General features: G+C 61.6%; 17 protein-coding genes and 1 tRNA gene. 12 read left to right on the plus strand and 6 right to left on the minus strand.

What is annotated here, in order from left to right:
• Positions 1 to 25 precede the first annotated feature (25 nt).
• Entirely contained in the window at positions 26 to 1273 is a 1248-nt protein-coding gene (locus LOL23_RS13750; RefSeq protein WP_237173745.1) for a trans-sulfuration enzyme family protein, read from the minus strand.
• A 181-nt stretch (positions 1274 to 1454) separates the two neighbouring features.
• On the opposite strand from LOL23_RS13750, the gene LOL23_RS13755 reads away from it, so the two are divergent.
• From LOL23_RS13755 to LOL23_RS13785, 7 genes are all read left to right on the plus strand, one after another.
• The gene (locus tag LOL23_RS13755; RefSeq protein WP_160978952.1) at positions 1455 to 2159 is read left to right on the plus strand and encodes a GntR family transcriptional regulator; all 705 of its coding nucleotides are present in this window, start codon (positions 1455 to 1457) and stop codon (positions 2157 to 2159) included.
• Positions 2160 to 2225: 66 nt separating this feature from the next.
• The gene (locus LOL23_RS13760; RefSeq protein WP_160979322.1) at positions 2226 to 3548 is read left to right on the plus strand and encodes a malonyl-CoA decarboxylase domain-containing protein; all 1323 of its coding nucleotides are present in this window, start codon (positions 2226 to 2228) and stop codon (positions 3546 to 3548) included.
• Positions 3539 to 4348: an enoyl-CoA hydratase/isomerase family protein gene (locus LOL23_RS13765; protein ID WP_160978954.1), complete on the plus strand. Its 810-nt coding sequence runs from the start codon at positions 3539 to 3541 to the stop codon at positions 4346 to 4348. The genes LOL23_RS13760 and LOL23_RS13765 overlap by 10 nt, the downstream gene beginning before the upstream one ends.
• 3 nt (positions 4349 to 4351) lie before the next feature.
• Positions 4352 to 5884, plus strand: coding sequence for a malonate--CoA ligase (locus LOL23_RS13770; protein WP_237173747.1), 1533 nt, complete (start codon positions 4352 to 4354; stop codon positions 5882 to 5884).
• Positions 5885 to 5957: 73 nt separating this feature from the next.
• A complete protein-coding gene (locus tag LOL23_RS13775; protein WP_237173748.1) occupies positions 5958 to 6953 on the plus strand; it encodes a TRAP transporter substrate-binding protein in 996 nt (331 codons plus the stop codon).
• Between the two features lie 218 nt (positions 6954 to 7171).
• Positions 7172 to 7660, plus strand: coding sequence for a TRAP transporter small permease subunit (locus LOL23_RS13780; protein WP_160978960.1), 489 nt, complete (start codon positions 7172 to 7174; stop codon positions 7658 to 7660).
• Entirely contained in the window at positions 7657 to 8973 is a 1317-nt protein-coding gene (locus LOL23_RS13785; RefSeq protein WP_160978962.1) for a TRAP transporter large permease, read from the plus strand. Before LOL23_RS13780 ends, LOL23_RS13785 begins: the two co-directional genes overlap by 4 nt.
• Before the next feature lie 201 nt (positions 8974 to 9174).
• On the opposite strand, the gene LOL23_RS13790 is transcribed toward LOL23_RS13785, so the two are convergent.
• Entirely contained in the window at positions 9175 to 10641 is a 1467-nt protein-coding gene (locus LOL23_RS13790) for a phospholipase D-like domain-containing protein (RefSeq protein ID WP_160978964.1), read from the minus strand.
• Positions 10642 to 11029: 388 nt separating this feature from the next.
• Here LOL23_RS13790 and LOL23_RS13795 point away from each other — a divergent pair, with 388 nt between their 5' ends.
• Positions 11030 to 11440 carry a hypothetical protein gene (locus tag LOL23_RS13795; protein WP_160978966.1) on the plus strand — a complete coding sequence of 137 codons (411 nt, stop codon included), beginning with the start codon at positions 11030 to 11032 and terminating at the stop codon, positions 11438 to 11440.
• Positions 11441 to 11596: 156 nt separating this feature from the next.
• Here LOL23_RS13795 and LOL23_RS13800 read toward each other — a convergent pair.
• The 3 genes from LOL23_RS13800 to ypfJ form a co-directional block, all read right to left on the minus strand.
• A tRNA-His gene (locus LOL23_RS13800) sits at positions 11597 to 11672 on the minus strand.
• A 487-nt stretch (positions 11673 to 12159) separates the two neighbouring features.
• Complete coding sequence (locus tag LOL23_RS13805; RefSeq protein ID WP_160978968.1) at positions 12160 to 12366, minus strand: hypothetical protein; 207 nt, start codon at positions 12364 to 12366, stop codon at positions 12160 to 12162.
• Positions 12367 to 12704: 338 nt separating this feature from the next.
• Positions 12705 to 13562, minus strand: coding sequence for a KPN_02809 family neutral zinc metallopeptidase (gene ypfJ / locus LOL23_RS13810; RefSeq protein ID WP_237173749.1), 858 nt, complete (start codon positions 13560 to 13562; stop codon positions 12705 to 12707).
• 122 nt (positions 13563 to 13684) lie between these two features.
• Between ypfJ and LOL23_RS13815 the strand changes: the two genes are divergently transcribed.
• The 4 genes from LOL23_RS13815 (at position 13685) to bamC (ending at position 17187) form a co-directional block, all read left to right on the plus strand.
• Entirely contained in the window at positions 13685 to 14311 is a 627-nt protein-coding gene (locus LOL23_RS13815; protein WP_160978972.1) for an L-threonylcarbamoyladenylate synthase, read from the plus strand.
• A gap of 81 nt (positions 14312 to 14392) precedes the next feature.
• A complete protein-coding gene (locus LOL23_RS13820) occupies positions 14393 to 15043 on the plus strand; it encodes a site-2 protease family protein (RefSeq protein WP_160978974.1) in 651 nt (216 codons plus the stop codon).
• Positions 15044 to 15157: 114 nt separating this feature from the next.
• Positions 15158 to 16063: a 4-hydroxy-tetrahydrodipicolinate synthase gene (dapA, locus tag LOL23_RS13825; protein ID WP_160978976.1), complete on the plus strand. Its 906-nt coding sequence runs from the start codon at positions 15158 to 15160 to the stop codon at positions 16061 to 16063.
• 8 nt (positions 16064 to 16071) lie between these two features.
• On the plus strand, positions 16072 to 17187 hold the full coding sequence (gene bamC / locus LOL23_RS13830; protein WP_439652099.1) for an NlpB/DapX family lipoprotein: 1116 nt from the start codon (positions 16072 to 16074) through the stop codon (positions 17185 to 17187).
• Positions 17188 to 17298: 111 nt separating this feature from the next.
• Here bamC and cysG read toward each other — a convergent pair whose 3' ends face one another.
• Complete coding sequence (gene cysG, locus LOL23_RS13835; protein ID WP_160978978.1) at positions 17299 to 18732, minus strand: siroheme synthase CysG; 1434 nt, start codon at positions 18730 to 18732, stop codon at positions 17299 to 17301.
• Between the last annotated feature and the right edge of the window lie 4 nt (positions 18733 to 18736).

Genomic DNA, 18736 nt, shown 5'->3' on the forward strand with positions numbered 1-18736 from the left:
CTCGCAACGTCCTGCATTGATGCTGTTATGCCGTGCCAGCCGTCCCAGCGGCTCGCAGCGCCTGATGCAGGTCGGTTTTCAGGTCGTCGATATGCTCGATGCCCACCGACATGCGTACGAAGTTGGGTTCTATGCCCGCGGTTCGCATCTGCGCCTCGGTCATGGTGCTGGCCCACATGGCTGCCGTATGTACAGCCAAGGTTTCGACGCCGCCCAAGCTTACCGCGTGGGTGGCCAGGCGCAGCGCCGACACGAAGCGTTGTGTGGCGCAATACCCGCCTTTCAGCGCGAAAGCAATCACCGCGCCATAGCCCTTCATCTGCCGTGTAGCCAGTTCGTGCTGGGGGTGGCTCTGCAGGCCGGGGTAGTACACGTGCTCAATCTGTGGTTGCTGTTCAAGCCATTGGGCGACTCCCAGCGCATTGGCGTTGATCCGCTCCATGCGCAGCGGCAGCGTGCGCAGGCCGCGCAATAGCAGCCAGCTATCCATGGGCGATAGTACAGCGCCCAGCGTGATGTGCATGGCCCAGATTCTTTCGGCCAGCTCGTCGCTGCAACACACTGCGCCGGCGGTGATATCGTGATGGCCGCCAAAATACTTGGTGGCGCTATGCACGACGATGTCGATGCCCAGATCGTGCGGCCGTTGATTCAATGGCGTGGCGAAGGTGTTGTCAGCCACCGTCAGGATGCCGCGCGGGCGCGCGAGCGCGGCAACGGCCTCCAGGTCTGTGAGCGACAAAGTGGGGTTGACCGGCGTCTCCACCATAATGAGACGCGTATTGGGGCGAATCGCGGCGGCCAGTGCCGCTGTATCCGTCTGGTCGACCAGTGTCGATTCGACGCCGAAGCGGGGCAGCACTTCCTCGAACAACTTGGCAGTGCTCATGTAGTGCTTGCGCTGTGCAATCACATGATCGCCCTTGCCAACCAGTGCCAGCACAGTGGTGCTGACCGCGCCCATGCCTGACGCCATCAGCAATGCTGTTTCGGTACCCTCCAGGCTGGCCAGAATGGTCTCGACATGTTTGTAGCCGGGGTTGCCGTAGCGCGAATAGAACGCCGGATGGCGGGGCGTGGTTGTCATGTCGGCGAACTCCTCGGGCGAGTCCGCGCGGTACGTGGCGCTGTAATAGATGGGCGGTACGACAGCAGAGCTGCCCGACAGGCCGGCATCGGCGTGCAACACGGCGGTTCCATCGTGCCAGGCGGGCCCCTCGCAGCCGAGGGATTGAGGATTGTCGGAGGGAAGGGGCGCGTCGGCGGATGTCATGCAAGGGCTCCAGAGTGCGTGAAGAATGACGGGCCAGGCAGGCAATGCGGGGCGGGAAAAGCGGGTGGGAAAACCCTGGTGCCTCACGCTGGTTGTCTCCATAATTATGAATTATTATCGACCTATGCATTGGTGACGGCAAATAGCCGCACCTTGCAATTCCGGTCTGATGGAGGCGGCGATGGCTTCTCGCATCATCCAGCAAGTGCTCTACCAAGAGGTCGCAGATCGCCTGCGGGCAATGATCCAGGCCGGCGAATTGCAGGCCGGCGAATGGATAGATGAGGTGCGCCTCACTGCGTCGCTAGGCATCTCTCGTACGCCGCTGCGCGAAGCGCTCAAAGTACTGGTGGCCGAGGGTCTGTTGCGGTTGGAGCCGCGCCGAGGCTGTTTCGTCAACCAGTTGTCCGCCCGTGACCTGGATCATATTTTTCCGCTGATGGCGATGCTGGAAGGGCGCTGCGCCTTCGAGGCCGCGCGCACGCTCACCGACGATGATCTGGCCCGCCTAGAACCGCTGCATCAGCGGCTGTGCGAGATGGCGGCGGCGGGAGACATTGACCAGTACTACGCCGCCAATGCGGTGATCCATGAGGCTGTGCAGGCCCTGGCTGACAATCCCTGGCTATCGGACCTGATCGACAATCTGCGCAAGGTGCTGAGTCTGTCGCGTCACAAAAGCCTGGCTTGGCCGGGCCGCATCAATGAGTCCTGCGCAGAGCATATGGCGATATTCGCCGCGCTCAAGGCGCGCGACCCGGAAGGAGCCGAAGCGCTGACGCGCAAACATCTTATGCGCCAGCTCGATGTGCTGCACTGCCTTGCCCGACGGGATGGTGAGCGGGCTGCGGATGGGGCGTTGGCGCCCCTGGAAACCGGAGGATGAGCCATGGTTTTGCAAGACAAGGATAAGCCCGGCACCATACCTGCCGAACCCGGCGCCCTGGTGCCGATGGCGGCAGCCCAGCCTGAAAACGCGGCGTCCAACGGCACGGCGGATGCGGAAGCGGCGGCAGCGACGACTGGCGTACTGGGCAAGACGGAGAAGGCCGCCCAGAATCTGTTGGCGCGCCTGGGCCGTTGGTTCGACCGCGATCATGCGCCTGCGCCCGAAGATCTGGCGCCGCTGTTCACCGCCCGATTGACTGATGGTGCCGCCAACAAGTTGGCCAAGCAATGGGCGGCTCGCTATGCGGTCGCCGACGGCAAGGTGCGCCGCGCGCTGCTGGCGGCGTTGGCTCAGGCGAGCGCCACACTCGAACCGCGCGATGATTTGGGGCAGCGCCTGTTCAAGCGTCTGTATGCGCAAGCCGAAAACCTGCGGCTGCTGGTTGAGTTGCGGGCCGATATGCTGCGCTGGCGCAATCAGGTGGCGGGGTTGGCTGTCATGGAGCGCGAGCTGGAGAGCCTGCTGTCCAGTTGGTTCGATGTCGGCATGCTGGAACTGCGGCCCATCACTTGGGATTCGCCGGCGTCCCTGCTTGAAAAACTGATCCAGTATGAGGCCGTGCATGAGATCCATTCATGGGACGAGCTCAAGCATCGCGTAGCCGCTGACCGCCGATGCTACGCCTTCTTCCATCCCCGCATGAACGACGTGCCGTTGATTTTTGTTGAAGTGGCGTTCGCCCCCCATATGGCTGGCAACGTACAGTTGCTGCTGGATCCGCACGTACCGGCCGATAGCCCCGATAAGGCGCGCTGGGCGATTTTCTATTCGATTTCAAATACACAGCCGGGCTTGCGCGGCATTAGTTTTGGCAATTTTTTGCTTAAGCGTGTCATCGAGGCGCTGGTGGCAGAGCTGCCGCGCCTGAAAAACTTTGCCACGCTGTCACCCATACCGGGCTTCGTAGACTGGCTGAGCAAGCTGGATGGCAAGGCTATGCAGGCTTTGCTGAACGACAAGGCCGAAAAGCTGCGCGCCCAGGATGATCCGCAGGCGGGTGCGACTTGGGTGCAGCGTCTGCAGGCGGCTGCCGCAGCGGGCCAGGGCAGCGACGGCAGCCTGCAGAAAGCGGGCATGCGGTTGGCGGCGCATTACCTCAAAACCATGAAGAACGGCCAACCGATTGACCCAGTGGCGCGCTTCCATTTGGGCAACGGCGCCCGTATCGAGCGCATCAACTGGGCGGCCGACTGCTCCGCCAAAGGCATGTCGCAGTCGTGCGGGCTGATGGTCAACTACCAATACGTGCCGGACGAGCTGGACGAAAACCTCGCCCAGTTGGCTGCCGGAAAACCCAGAACCGGGATGAACCTGCGATGGCTGTAGAGACTCATCCCGCATCGCCGTCAGGTCGAGTTCTGCTTGAGCGCGAGGGCGCGGTTGCTACCGTGACGCTTAGCCATCCGGGCCGTCTCAATGCTATTACCGTGGCCATGTGGCACGCCGTGCGCGATGTGTTCACCCGCCTGGATGCCGACGAGTCGCTGCGCTGCGTCGTGCTGCGCGGCGCCGACGGACAATTTGCAGCGGGCGCGGACATCAGCGAATTTCCACGCGAACGCGGCACCCTGGCTGGTGTGATGCATTATCACGAAGGCATCCTCGCCCCCGCCCTGCACGCCGTCGCCGCCTGCCGGCACCCCGTTCTGGCCCAGATTGAGGGCGTGTGCGTGGGCGGCGGGCTGGAGCTCGCCAGCCAGTGCGACATGCGTTACGCTGCGGCATCGTCGCGCTTCGGTGTGCCGATCAATCGCCTGGGTTTCCCCATGGCGCCCGGCGAGATGCGCGGCCTGCTGGCGCTGGTCGGGCGTGCGGTCACCCTGGAAATTCTGCTCGAAGGCAGGGTGTTTGGCGCAGAGGAGGCCAAGGACAAGGGCTTGGTCAATCGCATTATGGCTGACGGCGAGGTGGCCACCGAAACACTGCGTGTGGCGCACCGTATTGCACGCGGCGCGCCGTTGGCGGCCCGCATCAACAAGCGTACTGCGGCGAGGCTGTCGAGCTCGGCCGAGGCGTTGGGCCGTGCGGAGCTTGAACAATTTTTTATGTATGCCGAAAGCCACGATCATCGTGAAGGCGTGGCGGCATTTCTGGCCGGTCGCGAGCCGGTCTTTACAGGAGAATAAACGTTGGAAGGCAACGCCAATTTGTACGCACTGCTGGCTTCGGGGTTCCCGGCGGATCGCACGGCGGTCGCGATCGAAACACCCGACCGCGTCTATACCTGGCACGATATCGATGACATCAGCGGGCGGTTGGCGGCATTGTTGCATGCACTGCATCTGCCGGCTGGCGCGCGCGTGGCCGTGCAGGTCGAAAAATCGCCGGAAGCGCTGATGCTGTATCTGGCCACGCTGCGGGCCGGCCTGGTTTATCTGCCGCTCAATACGGCATATCGGGCTGCCGAGGTCGAGTACTTTCTGACAGACGCCGAACCATCGGTAGTGGTGTGCGACAGCGCCAGCCACGTGTGGATCAGCGAGCTGGCCGCCAAGGCTGGTACGCCGCATGTGTATACGCTGGACGCCGACGGCAGCGGCAGCCTGGCCGTGGCCGCCGCAAGCCAAGCGCCTGGTTTTGAAACCGTGCACCGCGCGCCGGATGACTTGGCGGCCATTCTGTACACATCGGGTACCACCGGGCGCAGCAAGGGTGCCATGCTGTCGCATGCCAACCTGGCCTCCAACGCCCAGGTACTGCATCAGTACTGGGGCTGGCGATCTGATGACGTTTTGCTGCATATGCTGCCCATCTTCCATGTGCATGGCCTGTTCGTGGCGTCGCACGGCGCACTGCTGGCGGGGGCGCGCATGATCTGGTTGCCCAAACTGGACGTCGCCAAGGCGCTGGAGTACCTGCCGCGCAGCACCGTGCTGATGGGTGTGCCCACGTATTATGTGCGCCTGCTGGCCGACCCGCGTTTCGGCAAAGATGTGTGCGCCAATATGCGACTGTTCATTTCCGGTTCGGCGCCACTCCTGGCTGAAACCTTCACCCAGTTCCAGCAGCGCACCGGCCACACGATCCTTGAACGCTATGGCATGAGCGAGACCGTTATGCTGACGTCCAACCCCTACGAGCGTGCCCAAGGGCCGCGCATTGCGGGCACCGTCGGCAAGCCCTTGCCGGGCGTATCGGTGCGCGTTGTGGACGACGCGCTCCAGCCCCTGCCCGCGGGCGAGATTGGCAACGTACAGGTCCGCGGGCCCAATGTGTTCTCGGGCTACTGGCGCATGCCCGAAAAGACCCGCGAAGAATTCACCCCGGATGGCTGGTTCAAGACGGGTGATGTGGGGCAGTGGGGCGGCAAAGACGTCCCTGTCGACTACCTCAGCATCGTGGGGCGCAGCAAAGACTTGATTATTTCCGGCGGCTACAACGTCTACCCCAAGGAGATCGAGTTGTTGATTGACACCTTGCCGGGTGTCAATGAATCGGCTGTCATCGGCGTTCCTCACCCTGATTTCGGCGAGGCGGTGGTGGCGGTCATCGTGCCGCGTCCCGGCGAAACACCGGATGCGGAAGTTATATGGGCGGGGCTCAAGCAAAACCTGGCCAACTTTAAAGTGCCCAAGCGTATCCACTTCATCGACCAGCTTCCACGCAATACCATGGGCAAGGTGCAGAAGAACGTACTCAGGGAGCAATTCAAGGCGCTTTAGGAGGGCGCCGGCGGCTTTACCACGCGCAGTACCTCAATCACGTGGCAACAACCATAATTCGAGGAGACAAATCATGCACACGGTATTTCGCTATGCAGCCACAGCTGCGATCCTGGCCGCCGCCACCGGCGTGGCGTCGGCCGAAACCACATTGCGGGCATCGCACCAGTTTCCCGGCGGGCAGGGTGATCCTCGCGACGAGATGGTGCAGATCATCGCCCGTGAGGTGGGCAATGCCAACGTGGGGCTGAAGATACAGGTATTCCCTTCTTCATCGCTCTACAAGGCCACCGAGCAGTGGGGCGCGCTCACGCGAGGCCAGCTCGATATGTCGTCCTTCCCGCTTGACTATGCCTCGGGGCGCGTACCACAGTTCTCAGCCACACTCATGCCTGGCCTGGTGCGCAACTACGACCACGCGCAGCGGCTGAACAAGTCGGATTTCATGAAGGAAATCAAAGATATCATCGAAGAGAAAGGCGCGGTGGTGATTGCGGATGCCTGGCTGGCGGGTGGTTTTGCCTCCAAGAAAACGTGTATCACCAGTCCCGATACCATCAAGGGGCAGGTGGTGCGCGCGGCCGGCCCTGCATTTGAGCAGATGCTGGCCGCCGCCGGCGCCAGCATCTCATCCATGCCCTCCTCGGAAATCTACACCGCCATGCAGACCGGCGTGCTGGATGCCACCAATACTTCCAACGACAGTTTTGTGTCGTACCGCATCTACGAGCAAGTGAAGTGCTTGACCGCGCCCGGCGAGAACGCGCTGTGGTTCATGTACGAACCGGTCATCATGTCCAAGAAAGTGTTCGACAAGCTTACCCCGCAGCAGCGCGATGTCATCCTGGCGGCCGGCAAGAAAGCCGAGACCTACTTTGTCGGCGAGTCCCGCAAGGGCGAGCAGAAGATGGTCGACACCTTCAAAAAGGCGGGCGTGGAGGTGGTGACAATGTCGCCGCAAGACTATGACGCGTGGATGAAGATCGCCAAGGAGTCTTCCTACAAAAATTTCGCAGAGAAAGTGAAGGGCGGCAAGGAGTTGCTGGACAAGGCGCTGGCCGTGAAGTGAGCCGCATCGGCGGCCGCTGAGCGCCTCCAGCAGCAACGGTAGTCAAAGCAGCCAAGCAGCCAAAGTGGCCACGGCGCCTACGGCGGCAACGGGGCAGCATCGGCCGCTGGCAGATGCTGGGGGCTGGGCGGCCGCGCGGTGCGGTCTGGTTGGGGCCACCAGCGCAGCCGCCTGCGGACGTCGCCTTTCGTTTCTTGAACAGTGGAAGAACCCTCTCTATGTCTCAGACCTTTATCGCGGTCATCGAGCGTATCTCCCGCCTGTGCGGTGTTTTGTCGGCCCTGCTGCTGACCTTCGCCATGCTGGTGGTTTGCGAGATGATCGTCATCCGTTATTTCCTTCGCGCGGCGACTGTGTGGCAGACCGAAGCCGTCGTCTTCAGCGCGACTGCGGCAATTTTCCTTGGCGCGCCGTATGTGCTGCTTACCCGCGGCCACGTTGGCGTCGACGTCATCCAATTGTTGGTCAAGCCACCCGTGCGCCGTCGTATGGAGCAGGGCGGCGCACTGTGCGGGCTGGTGTTCTGCCTTGTCATGGCAGCCGCCACCGGCCTGCATCTATACGAGGCTGTAGAAGGCGGATGGACTACCCCCAGCGTCGCGGCCGTGCCGCTGTGGATGCCGCTGGCGCCTATGTTTGCGGGCTTTATGCTGCTGTGCCTGCAGTACATCGCTGAACTCATCAAGCTGGCCGGAGATCAAGCATGACGCCTACCCTCGCTGGAATTCTGCTCGTTGCCTTTCTATGCGTGCTGCTATGCTCGGGCATGCCCATCGCCTTCGCGCTCGGGCTGGCGGCCATCGCCGGCTTGTTCTTCGACATGGGGCCGGATGTCATCTATGTCATTACTGAAACCATGTTTGCAGGCATTGCCAACCTGGCTTACGTGGCGATACCGATGTTCGTATTGATGGGGGCCATTGTTGCAGGCACCCCTGCGGGAGGCGACCTTTACAAGGCGCTGGACCGCTGGCTCTACAAAGTGCCCGGCGGACTGGTGCTCTCCAATATCGGTGCCTGCGCGATCTTTTCAGGCATGACGGGGTCAAGCCCCGCCACCTGTGCCGCGATTGGAAAAATGGGCATTCCTGAAATGCGAAAACGCGGTTATCCCAATTCCGTTGCCACGGGTTCCATCGCCGCAGGCGGCACACTTGGCATATTGATCCCGCCTTCCGTCACCATGATTGTCTATGGCATTGCCACCCAGACATCGATCGGCAGGCTGTTTTTGGCGGGCGTGATGCCGGGCCTGCTGCTTACCGCGATGTTCATGGCCTGGGCCTTGATCGACGCGCGCAACAAGGGCTTTCATTTCCGACTGGAGAATGTGCGGTATTCGCTGCGTGAGCGCCTGGAAACCGTGCCGCGCGTATTGCCCATATTGGTCATCATCGCTGGCATGATGTTCGTGCTGTATGGCGGCGTGGCAACGCCCTCCGAAGCCGCCGGGGCGGGCGCCATGCTGACGCTGGTGGTTGTGGTGGTGACCTACCGGCTGTTCCGCATGCGCGATTTCACGGGGATTTTCGGTTCAGCGATGCGCGAAAGCGTCATGATCATGATGATCATGGCGTCGGCCGAGCTGTTCGCATTTGCCCTGTCCTCGCTGTACATCACGCAATCGCTGGCAGCCACGATCGCAGCGCTGGAAATCAATCGCTGGGCGCTGATGGCGATCATCAACGTGTTCCTGCTTGTATCGGGCATGTTTCTGCCGCCAGTTGCCATTATCGTGATGTCGGCGCCGCTGCTGTTTCCCATCATCACTCAGGCGGGCTTCGATCCTTATTGGTTTGCGGTGGTGTTGACCATCAATATGGAAATTGGCCTGATTTCGCCGCCTGTGGGGTTGAACCTGTTTGTACTCAACGCAATTGCGCCCGACGTGCCCACCCGCGACATTCTCTGGGGCGCGCTGCCTTACGTGCTGGTGATGATGCTGGCTATCGTCATTCTGTGCATCTTTCCGGGCATCGTAACGTGGTTGCCCGATACCCTGATGGGGCCAGCGTTGTAGGCTGCGGGCCTGGGCGCGGCGACCGTGTGCAGGCGGGCTGGCGCTCCCATGCATGCTGCATGACGCGTGTCGGCCTGCTTTCGGTACCAGGCCTCATTCGTGCTTCCATGCGCGCGACGGTGAAGTACCGCCTCTCGCGCCGTGGAAACTGACGCAGCCGCGCGTGCCGTGCCGCCTTCCGCGAAGGCTCAGAGAGAAGGCTCAGAGATATGGGCTGGCCAGCCAGATGATGCGGTTGCGCAACTGCTTGCGAAAAGGGATCTGCGCCAGCGATGGCAGCGTTACCTCGTCGGCGTGCGCAATCTCTTGATCGATGATGTGTTCGATGCGCGCAGCCATCTCGCGGCTGTAGATTTCCATGTCGAGTTCAAAGTTGAGCCGCAGGCTGCGCGGATCCAGATTTGACGACCCGACATACGACCAGGCGCCGTCGATGGTGATCAGCTTCGAGTGATCGAAATTACCCCGGGCGCGCCACACCCGCGCGCCGCTGCGTATCACCTGGTCGAGCTGCGCCGTCATTGCATAATTGACCAGGCGCAGGTTATTGCGGCCCGGAATCACAATATCCACGGTAATGCCGCGCCGGGCTGCGGTATTGATCGCGCCCAGCAGCACCTGGTCGGGCAGAAAGTAGGGCGACTGGATGCGGATATGGTGTTGCGCGGCCGAGAACGCGGCCAACAGCATATTGTGCGTGCGGACAATGTAGCGGTCGGGCCCAGAGCGGATGCAGCGCGCCGCCATCATCTGGCCGTTTGTCGGCCAAACACTGCACGACCACAGCTCAAGCGGGAGCTCTTCCCGGGTCGTGAATGCCCAGTCGTGCGCAAACACTGACATCAGCTGCAGCACAACCGGCCCCTCGATGCGAAAGTGCGTATCCATGCACACCTCTGCGCCCGCCGCTTCGGTGGCGAATTCATTGCGGATATTCATGCCGCCAGTAAACGCGGTACAACCGTCGATCACCAGAATTTTTCGGTGGCTGCGCAAATTGGCGTAGGGCATGCGCATGCCCCAGGGGTTGGTCATGAACAGCGCGCAGGGCACGTCCATGCGGCGCAGCAGGCGGATGATGGGCGGGCGCGAATAACGCGACCCCACTGCATCGATCAGTACCCGCACTTTGACGCCGCGTGCATGGGCGCGCGCCAGCGCCTCAGCAATCTTGCGGCCCTCGGTGTCGTTATCGAATATATATGTCTGCAGAGCAATGGATCGCTGTGCTGCATCGATGGCCGCGGTCATGGCCGGATACGTCTCATCGCCGCCGCGCAGCAGTGTGATCTGATTACCGGCACGCAAGGGAAATTGGCTGATGCGGTCGCCCGCCACCCGCAGCGATTCGAGTTGCGGCGCATCCAGCTCGTCGGTTCGCGCAATGGGCAGTACAGGGTTGCTGGCCCAATCCTTCAGATAGCGATTTTGCTGGTCAGAGATATGCTCCTGGCGCACCCGATTGATGCCTGCAATCAGATAAAGCAAGGGCCCCAGCAGGGGCGACATAATGATGACCCCCACCCAGGCGATCGCTGCCCGCACATCGTTCTTGGTCATTGCAGCGTGCACCGCCGCCGTGCCGCCCACCACAAGGCTCAGCAGGAACACGGCATGAGGCCAGTACTCATTGAACAGGTATTGGAGCGTAACCCAGCTGATGACCATGGCAGTGGAAGAGGGCGTGCGGGCGGCAGCGGCCGTGCCGCCGCCACGCGGGATTAGGAGTCAACGCTGAGTATATCGGGTATCCCGCGCTTGAGTGGTTGGAACGTCTGGCAGCAGCCCGAAAGCACGCCCGGGATCACTGCGCATGGGCGCGCACGTGCATCGGCATGCAATAGCGGATTGGGCCTGAAATCTGCCTTAATTCAACGGCTTGAAACAGCGCAAGCATGCTACAAGCTATAACGATCACCGGTGCCGCACTGGCCCTCGTGCAAATCATACAAGTGGATATCGCGCTGGATATGATTCTGGGTGGTGTCGAGGCTGACGGGGCCGGGCACTGAATGTTGCCATTCATGTAACAAAAATAACTTAAAAGATACTTTGTATGGACGGAGCACAAACGAATTTAGAGAAGAGCTGCCCGTACTGTCGGGAAACGATTGATGCGGACGCCATGCGGTGCCGTTTCTGTTTCTCGAGCCTGGACGACGACGTGTCGGACGGATTGGCCGCGTCGGGCAATGCCAACGTCAAGGCGAGGTCTTTGTCCGCGCTCTTGAAAATCTCGATCGCGCTTGTTGGCTTAGCCGCGTTTTTGGCCTGGCGCTTCGGCCTGCTCAATGAATCCAGCAGCAATGAAATGGCGCAACACCGCGCGGCGATCGAAGTATGCTGGAAGGACTTTAACCTCAGGTCTGCTGCAGTGAGCGAGAACGCACCCAACGCCGCTGCGTGCAATGAGATGGAAATGCGCTTTAAGGCCAAATGGGGCAGGGAGGCGTATAGCGCCAGGTGAGTGTGCGTATTTGAGCGCCGCAATACTGTGCCTTTACAGTATTTGAAACACAAAAAAGCCCGCAATTATGGCGGGCTTTTTACTGGTGTTGTCACCAAGTTGATGACTTTTCACCATTTGCGGATTTCATGAAACTACCGAAACCCGCATGAATTCTGGGGTGACCGATGGGGCTCGAACCCACGACAACCGGAATCACAATCCGGGACTCTACCAACTGAGCTACGGTCACCATTGCGGTTTGTAGGTGTGGCCAATAAAGCAGGCCGGATGACAGACAAACCGTAAGAGAATCGAGATTCTAGCACGAATTCAGCTGTATGCAAGCCGCGCGATGAGACTGATCGGGCGCGCATTGGGTTCGGGTGTGACGCCGTGCAATATTGAGCGGTGGCAGGGTGTGCCGCGGCGATCCGGCTCGTCAGGCATGTCATTTGCTTGCGCAGTCATTGCCCGATGCCGCCGTCACATCGGTCGATGTTACGCGAGTGGTGAAGCGGATGCGGGCACCGATATATAACTTATGTGGGATTTCGTTTTCAAGGAGCAGCTACTGTGAAGAAAATGCACAAGACGCTTTTGATTGCCGCCCTGATGGCGGTGCCGTTTGCGGCCGCCAACGCGCACGATGATTCGGCTCGGCATCGGGCGTGGATCGAGGCGCAGAAAATCGACATTAAGCCCACGCTTACCATTAAAGAAACCACTGTCCCGGCGGATCAGGTTGGCAACAGCACCAGTACGCCCGCCACGGGAACGCCCTCGGGCGCGATGCCGTCCTCGAACATGCCCTCGTCCAATATGCCGTCTTCGAACATGCCTTCAGGCCAAATGCCTTCGGGCCAGATGCCTTCGGGCCAGATGCCTTCAGGCCAGATGCCTTCGGGGGGCGGGTATGGCGGCTCATCATCCAGCCAGCCGGGCATGAAGTAGCATGCTGCCGCGGTGCAGCCGGTGTAATGCAGGCGGTATTGCAGGCGGTGCGGCCGGGCGTGTTTGCCCGCGGCGTATCGTGAAATCCGCACTGGCCACCTATCGGTAGCCGGAACGCTCGCGCGTACCGGAGATGCCTTCGGGGGGCGGGTATGGCGGCTCATCATCCAGCCAGCCGGGCATGAAGTAGCATGCTGCCGCGGTGCAGCCGGTGTAATGCAGGCGGTATTGCAGGCGGTGCGGCCGGGCGTGTTTGCCCGCGGCGTATCGTGAAATCCGCACTGGCCACCTATCGGTAGCCGGAACGCTCGCGCGTACCGGTGCAGCCCGCTTATAGGGCAGAGGCGTTGAAGGTATCGCACACGTCTGGGTCACCCGACTTGAATCCGCGTGTGAACCACCGCACACGCTGGGCCGAGCTGCCGTGCGTGAAAGAATCAGGCACAACATAACCCTGGCCCCTCCTTTGCAGACCGTCGTCGCCGATCTGGCTGGCTGCGTTCAGCGCTTCTTCGATGTCGCCTTCTTCGAGCGTATTGCGTTGGGTGGCGCTATGCCGCCCCCATACACCCGCGAGGCAATCAGCCTGCAGTTCGGTGCGTACCGACATCTGGTTGGCGGTTTCGGGGTTGCGGTGGCGCGCGAGCTCGACCTGGCTGCTGATGCCGAGTTGATTCTGCACATGGTGCGCGACTTCATGCGCGATCACGTAGGCTTGCGCGAAATCGCCCGCTGCGCCGAGTTCTTGTTCCATCTGGCTGAAGAAGGAAAGATCGAGGTAAACCTTGCTGTCAGCGGGGCAATAGAATGGCCCCATGGCGGCCTGGCCGGTGCCGCAGGCGGTGGGCGTGGCACCCGAAAACAGCACGAGCGTCGGTTCGCGATAAGTGCCCCAGCCCTGCTGCTGGAACAGCGCGCCCCAGGTGTCTTCCGTGTCGGCCAGCACGCGCGACACAAACAGGGTTTGCGGGGTGGGCGCCGGGGTAGAGCCAGGCTGCATGTCGTAGGTGGATTCCTCAGGCGCACCGGCATTTTGCAGGACGACACCGGGATCGATGCCGAAGTACATGGCGATCAGCGCCAGCACGATCGTGCCGATGCCGATTTTGCCACCGCGCCCCCCAAGCCGGATGCGCTGCCCGCGGCGGTCTTCTATGTTTTCGCTTTGGCGTGAGTTGTCCAGACGCATGGCGGAGCTTCCCGATAATGGAGCCGCGGCGCGGCTCCGGTATACTGGCTGTGGGTTGATTTTATTGCCCGCAGCGACGTTGATCACTACACTCACTCTTCGAGAGTGTTAGGATAAGTTAAATGGCACAATTATTCGTCGTTCACCCAGAAAATCCACAATCCCGCCTGCTTAAACAGGCTGGCGATCTTCTCGCAAAAGGCGGCCTCGTCGCTGTCCCCACCGATTCCAGTTATGCCGTTGTCGCCCGGCTTGACGACCCCCAGGCTGCCCAGGCCTTACGGCGGCTGCGGGGGCTTGACGAACGCCACCATCTTACGCTGCTATGCCGCGATCTGGCCGAGATCAGCCACTTTGCGCGCGTCGACAACAAACAGTACCGCTTTCTTAAAATGGCCACGCCCGGCCCCTGGACGTTCATCCTCGAAGCCACGCGCGAAGTGCCGCGCCGGGTATCGCATCCATCGCGCAAAACCATCGGCATCCGCGTGCCCGATCATCGGATCACATTGGCGCTTGTCGAGGCAGCCGGCTCTGCACTGATGTCCACGACGCTGATTCCAGAGGGCGAAACCGAGCCCCTTAACGACGCCCAGATCATTTTTGACCGCTACGGCAACCAGCTTGCCGCGGTCATCGATGGCGGCGCCTGCCCGCTGTCCCACACTACTGTGATTGATCTGAGCGGTCCCGCGCCCGAGGTGACACGCCAGGGGCGGGGCGATCCCGCCACCCTGGGGCTGGCCTGAAAGCCGGGCGAACTTTTTCCTTTTTCTCATGCCATACTCCGGTAGGCCGCCGGCCTGTACGGCGGCACACTCCCGGACTCCATGGATTCCCTGATACAGATCATTACGGTTTACGCCTTGCCGGTGCTGTTCGGCATCACCTTGCACGAGGCGGCCCACGGCTACGTCGCGCGCTTGTTCGGCGACCCTACCGCCTGGCAGATGGGGCGGGTCACGCTCAATCCCATCAAGCACATCGATCCGGTCGGCACCATTATTGTGCCGCTCGTGCTGTTATTCACCACCAAGTTGTTGGGCGGTGGCGGGCTATTGTTCGGCTGGGCCAAGCCCGTGCCGGTAGACTGGGGCAAGCTGCGCCGCCCCAAGCGCGACATGCTCTGGGTGGCGCTGGCGGGCCCCGCATCCAACCTCGTCATGGCGGTCGTCTGGGCAATCAGCTTGCGCTTGTTGGCCGAATCAGGCGCCACGCACGACAACTTCTGGGTGCAGATGTGTATTGCAGGCATACAGGTGAACCTGGTGCTAATGGCTCTGAACCTGTTTCCCCTTCCGCCGCTGGATGGGGGGCGCATCCTGTTCAGCCTGCTGCCGTCCAAAGCTGCATGGCACTACTCGCGCATCGAGCCCTATGGTTTGCTGATTGTCGTTATCCTGATGTTCACCGGTATTCTGTGGGCGCTGCTCCAGCCGTTTCTGGCCCTTGGGCAGGCGATCGTCAGCTGGTTTTTGTAGATTTGCGGCGCCAATCCGGTAAACTTGTCGATTTAGGGCTGCGATAGCGTCCCATTCGTTTTTCGTTACAGGCACATGCCCGCTTTGGCGGGCCCCAAGGAGATACTTCCTATCATGGCAACAAGCACGGATTCGCCGGCCCCCCTGTTCGGGGGCAGCATGGTGGCACTGATTACGCCCATGCATCCTGACGGCAGTCTCGATTTCGACGCCTATCGAAAACTGATCGACTGGCATATCGCTGAAGGCACCGATGCGCTGGTCGTTGTGGGTACGTCCGGCGAATCACCTACGGTCGACGTCGACGAACACGCAGAACTGATCAGCGCTGCGGTTGCGCACTCGGCCGGGCGCATTCCCGTCATTGCGGGCACCGGCGGCAACTCCACCTCCGAAGGTGTCGAACTGTCGCGCCACGCTGCCAAGGTAGGCGCGCAGGCTGGCCTGTCCGTGGTGCCTTACTACAACAAGCCCAGCCAGGAAGGGCTCTACCAGCACTTCCGCACCATTGCCGAAGCGGTTGATCTGCCAATGGTGCTGTATAACGTCCCCGGCCGTACGGTAGCCGATCTGGCTCACGAAACCGTGGTGCGTCTGGCGCAGGTGCCAGGTATTATCGGCATCAAAGACGCCACGGGCGATATCGGCCGCGGCGCCTTGCTGCTGCGCGACGTCCCCGCGTCATTTCAGGTGTTCAGCGGCGACGACGCCACAGCTGCCGCCCTGATGCTGCTGGGCGGCCATGGCAACATCTCCGTGACGGCCAACGTGGCGCCGCGCCTGATGCACGAACTTTGCATGGCGGCCATCGCGGGTGACGGCATCCGTACACGCGAGCTTAACGGCGTCCTGGCACGGCTCAACAAAGTGTTGTTTGTCGAAGCCAACCCCATCCCCGTCAAATGGGCGGTGGCACAGCTTGGGCTCACCCAGCTCGGCTACCGCTTGCCCATGACTCCCCTGAATGCCCAGCATCACGATGTTGTGCGCAATGCAATGAAAGAAGCGGGCCTGATTTAATGATGAACATGCGTATCAGCAAACGCGCCGGGCTTGCGGTTGGCCTTAGCGCCATCCTGCTTGCCGGCTGCTCTGCCGTCAACCAGCTTACCGGCGCCGAAGAGCCGGTGGATTACAAAAGCACAGTGCGGGGTGAGCCGCTAAGCATTCCGCCCGATCTCACCCAGGCCAATGCTGAAGCGCGCTACCGCGCGCCCGAAGGCACAGCCTCCTTCAGCCAATACGCGACAGCGCAGCAGGCGCAGCAGGCGGCGGGTGCGCAAAATCGTGTTCTGCCGCAGGCCGAAGGCATTCGTGTCATGCGCGATGGCGACTTGCGCTGGCTCGAAGTCGATCGTCCGCCTGAAGACGTTTATTCCCATGTGGTCGAATTCTGGGGCGATCAGGGCTTTACGCTCAACACGCAAGATCCCAAAGCTGGCCTGATGCAAACCGACTGGGCCGAAAACCGTGCCAAGATCCCCGAGGGCTGGATCCGTTCCGCGCTCGGTGCCATCCTCGATACGGTGTACGACAGCGGCGAGCGCGAACGCTTTCGCACCCGTCTCGAGCGTGTCAATGGCAAAACCGAGATCTACATCAGCCACGAGCACATGGAAGAAACCCAAACTTCCGACGGTTCCGGCTGGAAATGGGTATACGGCAAGGAAGATCCAGGCTTGAACGCTGCTATGCTGGCGCGGCTTATGGTCTACCTGGGTACCGATGTCGAGCGTGCCCGGCAGATGGTTGCGCAGGCTGAGCGGGATCCCGAGGCGGTGCAGGTTGCGCAGATGCAAGAGGGAAACACCTCAATACTGCTGAACGAAAGCTTCGATCGCGCCTGGCGCCGTGTGGGTGTGGGCATTGATTCGGCCGGTTTCCAGGTTTCGGATCGCGATCGTTCCACAGGCGATTATTTCATCCGCTATCTTGACAGCGACACGGGCGAGAAGATCGAGCAGCAGAACTTCATTGGCCGGTTGTTCGGCGGCAAGAATACCGCCGAGGCGGCAAGCCTGCGCATTCACGTGGCCGGTCAGGGCGGAAGCTCGGTCGTCACGGTGCGCGACGCTGCCGGCCAGCCGCAACAGACAGACACGGCACGCCGCATCCTGTCAGTGTTGTCCAAGCACATGAAATAGCCTTTGGGCCGGCTCGCTGGCCCATTGCTGTAGACGATGTAAAAAAGAGGGGCTGCAGTTCACTGCAGCCCCTTTTTTTACATCCTCAAGCCGGAAGTTGCCTGAAAGCGGTCAGGCGGGCTCGGCCATGGCAGCGGTGTTGGTGTTGGCGTTGGTGTTGGCTGTGGCGCCGAACCATTGCAATTCGGCGGCCAAGGCAGTTACTTCGCCCACCAGCAGCAGCGCTGGCGAGGCCACGCTGTGTTCGGCCGCCATGGCCTGCAACGTGGCCAGTGTGCCCTGGACGACGCGCTGTGAGGGGCGAGTGCCGTTTTCCACGAGTGCAAACGGCGTATCGCCCCCGCGCCCGTACGCAATCAGCTGGGCCGCCAGCCAATCCAACTGGCTGACCGGCATGTAAAAGGCTAATGTCTGGCCATTGCGCGCCAGCGATGCCCAGTCTTCCACCATGCTTCCTTCCCGACAGTGCGCGGTAACCAGCGTTACCGACTGCGCGTGATCGCGATGAGTAAGGGGGATGCCCGCGTAGGCCGCACAGGCAAGGGCGGCCGTGATGCCTGGCACCACTTCATAGGGCACGTTGTGCGCGCGCAAAAACTGCAGCTCTTCGCCGCCGCGCCCGAACACAAAGGCATCGCCGCCCTTGAGCCGCACCACCAGGCTGCCCTGGCGCGCGTGTTCGAGCATCAGGGCATGGATACGTGCCTGAGTGGCGTCGTGGTTTTCGCCAGGCCGTTTGCCCACTGCGATCTGGATGGCGTCGCGACGCGCGAGCGCCAGCACCTCGGGCGAGACCAAGCGGTCGTACAGGATGACGTCGGCTTCATTCAGTGCGCGCAAGGCCTTGAGTGTGAGCAGGCCCGGATCGCCCGGCCCTGCACCGACCAACACCACTTTGCCCTGCGGCGCGGCAACGGCGCCGGCCAATGCCTGATCCATCAGCGATTGGGCTTCCTCAGGCCGTTCATGGCGCAGCGCGTCCCACACCGGTCCGTCCATCATCCAGTCGTAGAAGGCGCGGCGCTGACGCATATCGGGGCGCGCCTTGCGGATAGCCGGCCGGTAGCGCGCGGCCAAGGCACCGAGTGCGCCCAGGCTGTGGTCGAACAGGCTTTCCAGCCGTTCGCGCACGCGGCGCGCCAGCACGGGTGCATGGCCCGCCGATGAGATGGCAATGGTCAGCGGCGCGCGGTCGACGATGGCGGGGACGTGAAAGGAAGACAGCTCGGGGTCATCGACCACATTGATGAACTGACGGCGCTCATCGGCAAGGTCGGCGATCCGCCGATTCAGCGCGCGATCGTCGGTTGCGGCGATGACCAGCCAAGCCCCCTTCAGCCAGGCGGGCTCAAAAGCGCCTTCCAGATGCTGGATGCGGCCGTGACGCACCAAGATCCGAAGCGCGTCCGTGAGATCGGGCGATCCGACAGTCACCTGGGCATCCGAGGCCATCAGGCTGTTGATTTTGCGCTCGGCGACAATGCCGCCGCCAATGACCAGCACCGGCCGTCGGGCAAGGTCGGCGAAAAGAGGGAACAGACGCATGAGA

It is taken from the genome of Paracandidimonas lactea (assembly GCF_021653995.1).
In the GTDB taxonomy this organism is placed as follows: domain Bacteria; phylum Pseudomonadota; class Gammaproteobacteria; order Burkholderiales; family Burkholderiaceae_B; genus Allopusillimonas; species Allopusillimonas lactea.